This window comes from Burkholderia sp. Ac-20384 (assembly GCF_017104605.1).
Taxonomy (GTDB): domain Bacteria; phylum Pseudomonadota; class Gammaproteobacteria; order Burkholderiales; family Burkholderiaceae; genus Burkholderia; species Burkholderia lata.
In genome coordinates, this window is record NZ_JAAGPE010000523.1 from 1 (window position 1) to 3,685 (window position 3,685).

Annotated in this window: 4 protein-coding genes; 1 reads left to right on the forward strand and 3 read right to left on the reverse strand. The window is 69.2% G+C overall.

The genetic code is table 11. From position 1 onward, the window contains the following. The first annotated feature begins 81 nt into the window (after positions 1 to 81). Positions 82 to 693 carry a cysteine hydrolase family protein gene (locus G3O00_RS41030; protein WP_206146414.1) on the forward strand — a complete coding sequence of 204 codons (612 nt, stop codon included), beginning with the start codon at positions 82 to 84 and terminating at the stop codon, positions 691 to 693. Between the two features lie 19 nt (positions 694 to 712). Here the strand turns inward: G3O00_RS41030 and G3O00_RS41035 are convergent, their stop codons facing one another. The 3 genes from G3O00_RS41035 to G3O00_RS41045 all read right to left on the reverse strand — a co-directional run bounded on the left by G3O00_RS41035 (position 713) and on the right by G3O00_RS41045 (position 3,568). Further along, positions 713 to 2,338: an amidohydrolase gene (locus G3O00_RS41035; protein WP_206146415.1), complete on the reverse strand. Its 1,626-nt coding sequence runs from the start codon at positions 2,336 to 2,338 to the stop codon at positions 713 to 715. A gap of 111 nt (positions 2,339 to 2,449) precedes the next feature. Continuing rightward, entirely contained in the window at positions 2,450 to 2,608 is a 159-nt protein-coding gene (locus tag G3O00_RS41040; RefSeq protein ID WP_206146416.1) for a hypothetical protein, read from the reverse strand. Between the two features lie 144 nt (positions 2,609 to 2,752). Next, positions 2,753 to 3,568, reverse strand: a complete 816-nt coding sequence (locus tag G3O00_RS41045; protein WP_206146417.1) for a helix-turn-helix transcriptional regulator — start codon at positions 3,566 to 3,568, stop codon at positions 2,753 to 2,755. Between the last annotated feature and the right edge of the window lie 117 nt (positions 3,569 to 3,685).

Consider the following 3,685-nt stretch of genomic DNA (forward strand, 5'->3'; position numbering starts at 1 on the left):
CGGGAGCATCCGGGCCGCGTCCGGCGGCGCCGGCTGGCCCGGTACGCCGTTCCTTCGATATGCCAACCGAGAGAGCGACCCATGCAACATCCGACCATCCGTACCCTGGCGGGCGCGACCACGCGGACGTCGATCGCCGCCGCCCGCACCGCGCTGCTGGTGATCGATTTCCAGAATGAATACTTCGGCGGCCGCCTGCCGATTCCGGAGGGGCCGCGCGCGCTGGGCAATGCGCAGCGCGTGATCGCGTTCGCCGACCGCGCGGGCATTCCGGTGTTTCACGTCCAGCACGTCGATACGGCCGACAGCCCGATCTTCGCCGACGGCAGCGACGGCTTCCGCTTTCATGCGGACCTGCAGCCGGCGCCGCATCACTCGGTGGTGAAAAAGACGTCGGTGAGCGTATTCCCGACGACGGACATCGATGCGCGCCTGAAGGCAGCCGGGATCGACACGCTGATCGTCACGGGCCTGATGACGCATGCATGCGTCGCCGGCGCGGCACGCGATGCGGTGCCGCTCGGCTACGCGGTGATCGTCGTCGACGATGCATGCGCGACGCGCGACCTCGACATCGCGGACGGCGGCACGGTATCGCACCGCGACCTCCATCGCGCGACGCTGGCCGCATTGTCGGACACGTTCGGCGACGTGCTGACGACCGAGCAGGTGCTGGCGCTCGGCGTCGCCTGACGATCGCCGGGTTCGTGCTTCAGTCGGCCCAGCCCGGCGCGGCGTACACGACTTCGCCGCGGAAGCACGTCTCGATCGCGCGGGTCTGCGCGAACGTCTCGACCGGATGCGCGAACGGATTGCGGTCGAGGATCGTGAAGCTCGCGTCCTTGCCCGCTTCGAGCGAACCCGTGCAGTCGTCGAAGCGCAACGCATACGCGGTGTTCACCGTATAGGCCTCGAGCATCGTGAGCAGGTCGAGGCGTTCGTGCGGATTCCACGGCGGGCTGTCGGGCTGGTCGATCAGCAGGTGCGTGACGCCCGTCTGGATGATCTGCATCGGATCCATCGTGCTGACCGACCAGTCGGAGCCGGCCGCGAGCATCGCACCCGCGTTGCGCAGGCTGCGGAACGGATAGTTGCGCGCAGTGCGTTCCGCGCCGAGCAGGTCGCGATAGAGCTGCTGCTGCTCCTCGCGCGCGGCCGTCCACAGCGTCTGCACGCTGGCGATCGCGCCGAGCCGGTTGAAGCGGCTCATGTCGGCCGGATCGACGATCTGCAGGTGCGCGAGCTGCGCACGCCGGTCGCGCATGCCGTTGCGGATCTGGACGTATTCGAGTGCGTCGAGCGTCATGCGCACCGCGCGGTCGGCGAGCGTGTGGAAGTGCAGGTCGAAGCCGGCCGTATCGGCAAGCAGGCAGATCTCGTTCAGCGCGTCCTGGCTCCACAGCGCGAGGCCGCAATCGTCGGTGCCGGCGTACGGCTCGAGCAGCGCGGCGGTTTTCGATTCGGGCACGCCATCGACGAAGATCTTCACCGTATGCAGGCGCAGGTTGTCGCATTCGTACTCGCGACGCCATCTCGCGAAGCGCTCGATCTGCTCGCGCGGATCGCGGCGCGGGTTCGCATAGAGGCCCGCGCTCATGTACACCTTCAGCGTGCCCGCGCGCTGCGCGTCGGCATAAGCCTTGAGTTCGGCCTCCTCGACGCGCGCGTCGAACCAGCCGGTGATGCCGTAACCGTGCGCCATCGCGTGCGCTTTCGCGAGCGACTTCGGGTAGCCGGCCGGGCTCAGTTGCGGAATGATCGGGCACACGCGGTAGAACGCCGCTTCGTGCACGACGCCGTTCGGCGCGCCGGACGCATCGCGCTCGTACACGCCGCCGGCCGGGTCCGGCGTGTCGGCGTGGATGTCGGCCGCTTCGAGGCCTTTCGTGTTGAGGCAGCCGCTGTGCACGTCGAAGCCGACCACGAGCAGCGGCCGGTCGGGCACGATCCGGTCGAGCAGCTCGCGGGTCGGATACGCGCCGAATGCGGCCAGGTTGGCGCCGCCGAGATAGACCCACGGTTCGTTCGGCGTCGCATCGGCGCATGCGCGGATGCGCTGCAGGATCGTGTCGGGATCGTTGATGCCGGACAGGTCGAAGTCGCCGAGGATCTGGTGGCCTTCGAGCGGGTGCACGTGGCCGTCGATGAGGCCCGGCAGCATCAGCCTGCCGGCCAGGTCGACGATGCGCGTCGCGGGGCCGGCCAGTTGGCGGATGTCGTCGTCGCGGCCGACGGCGACGATCTTGCCGTCCCGGGTGGCCAGCGCCTGAGCGAAGCGGCGCTGCGCGTCGCCCGTGTAAAGCAGGCCGTTCAGATAGACGGTATCGGCGTGTTGCATGTGTCTCCTCCGGATGGGGGGATGTTCGACGGGCGCACGTGTCCGGCGGGCGGGCCGTGTGGCTCGTCCGGTCGCGTGAACCCGGTCGGGTTGGAATGGGATGGGGGGCGGCTAGGTGCCGGTGCAGTGCGGCAGGCGCGGCGATGCGTCGTGGTGAAGGCCGGCCGCTGCCGGAGCGTCAGGCCGATCGCGCCGCCAGGTCTGGATCGGCAGATCGATGGGCGACGCGCGCGCGACCGTGCAGGCCGGCGTCCATCCGGTATTCGGCATTCCGTGTCTCCGTGATATCCGACGCGTTCCTGTCGCCGGGTGAGTCAGATACTAGGAGCGGGGCGGCCGGCTGTCTGTCATCGTTTTGAGGACAACGCGCGACAAAGGCGGTGGGGCGGGATTGCAGCGACGTGGAGGTGCGGTCTATTGACCGCGATCCCCCGGCGGTTCCTCGTCGGTCACGCACCACGCGAACAGTCCGGCGCGGTTCGCGACGCCGAGCTTCGCGAGCGCGCGCCCGAGGTAGGTGCGCACGCTGCTGGGCTTGAGCGCGAGAGTATCGGCGATCTGCGGGACGGGTTGGCCTTGCAGCACCGCGCGGCACACGAGCCGTTCGCGCTGCGACAGCGCCGCGCCGCTGGCCGACAGGCGCTGTTCGAAGCGCTGCAGCAGCGCGCCGTCGTCCGAGCGTGGCGTCAGGCGTGCGAGCCGCGCATGCTGGATCAGGAGCGGCAGCACGAAATCGCCGAGCTGCCGCAGCAGCGCCAGCTCGGCCAGCGTATAGGACGGCTGGCCACGTCGGCGGAACAGCGAGAACGCATAGACATAGTCGCGCTCGCTGCCGATCAGCGTGCAGTCTTCACCGAGTTCGCCGAGCGCGAAATGGCGGCCGTATTCGGTCGCCGTATCGATGTCCTCGTTGCACGAGAACACAAGCTGCGAATCGGTGGCGCGCTCGATATGCGGAAGCAGCGTGTCGGTGCGCCAGTCGCCCTGTGTATACAGATCGAGCGCGTAGCGTGTGCCGTCGGGATCGTCGCCGCCGGCGAAGAACAGCACCTCGACGCTGTCGACCGACTGCGACGACGCATCGCGGCGGTAGCGCGTCGCGACACTGTAGTGGGACTGCGGGTCGACGGTTTCGCGCAGCCACGCCCAGAGCCGGGCGGGAAACTGCGGACTGCCGAGGCTGGCGACCAGGTCGCCGGCATTGCTGAGGGAAATATGGGCGGGGCTCATCGTTGACACCGTCTGCGCGAACGGCCGCCCATGCCGGCCGTGCTTCGCTTGCGACGGCGCGCCGGCGGCCCGGCGCCCCCCCGCCCGGTCCGCCCGGACTGCGTCCCGCCCGTCACC

What these genes read in the sequence shown, in the direction of transcription:
- G3O00_RS41035 (WP_206146415.1), bottom strand. Translation starts at nt 2,338, where the DNA reads ATGCAACACGCCGATACCGTCTATCTGAACGGCCTGCTTTACACGGGC.
- G3O00_RS41040 (WP_206146416.1), bottom strand. Translation starts at nt 2,608, where the DNA reads ATGCCGAATACCGGATGGACGCCGGCCTGCACGGTCGCGCGCGCGTCG.
- G3O00_RS41030 (WP_206146414.1), top strand. Translation starts at nt 82, where the DNA reads ATGCAACATCCGACCATCCGTACCCTGGCGGGCGCGACCACGCGGACG.
- G3O00_RS41045 (WP_206146417.1), bottom strand. Translation starts at nt 3,568, where the DNA reads ATGAGCCCCGCCCATATTTCCCTCAGCAATGCCGGCGACCTGGTCGCC.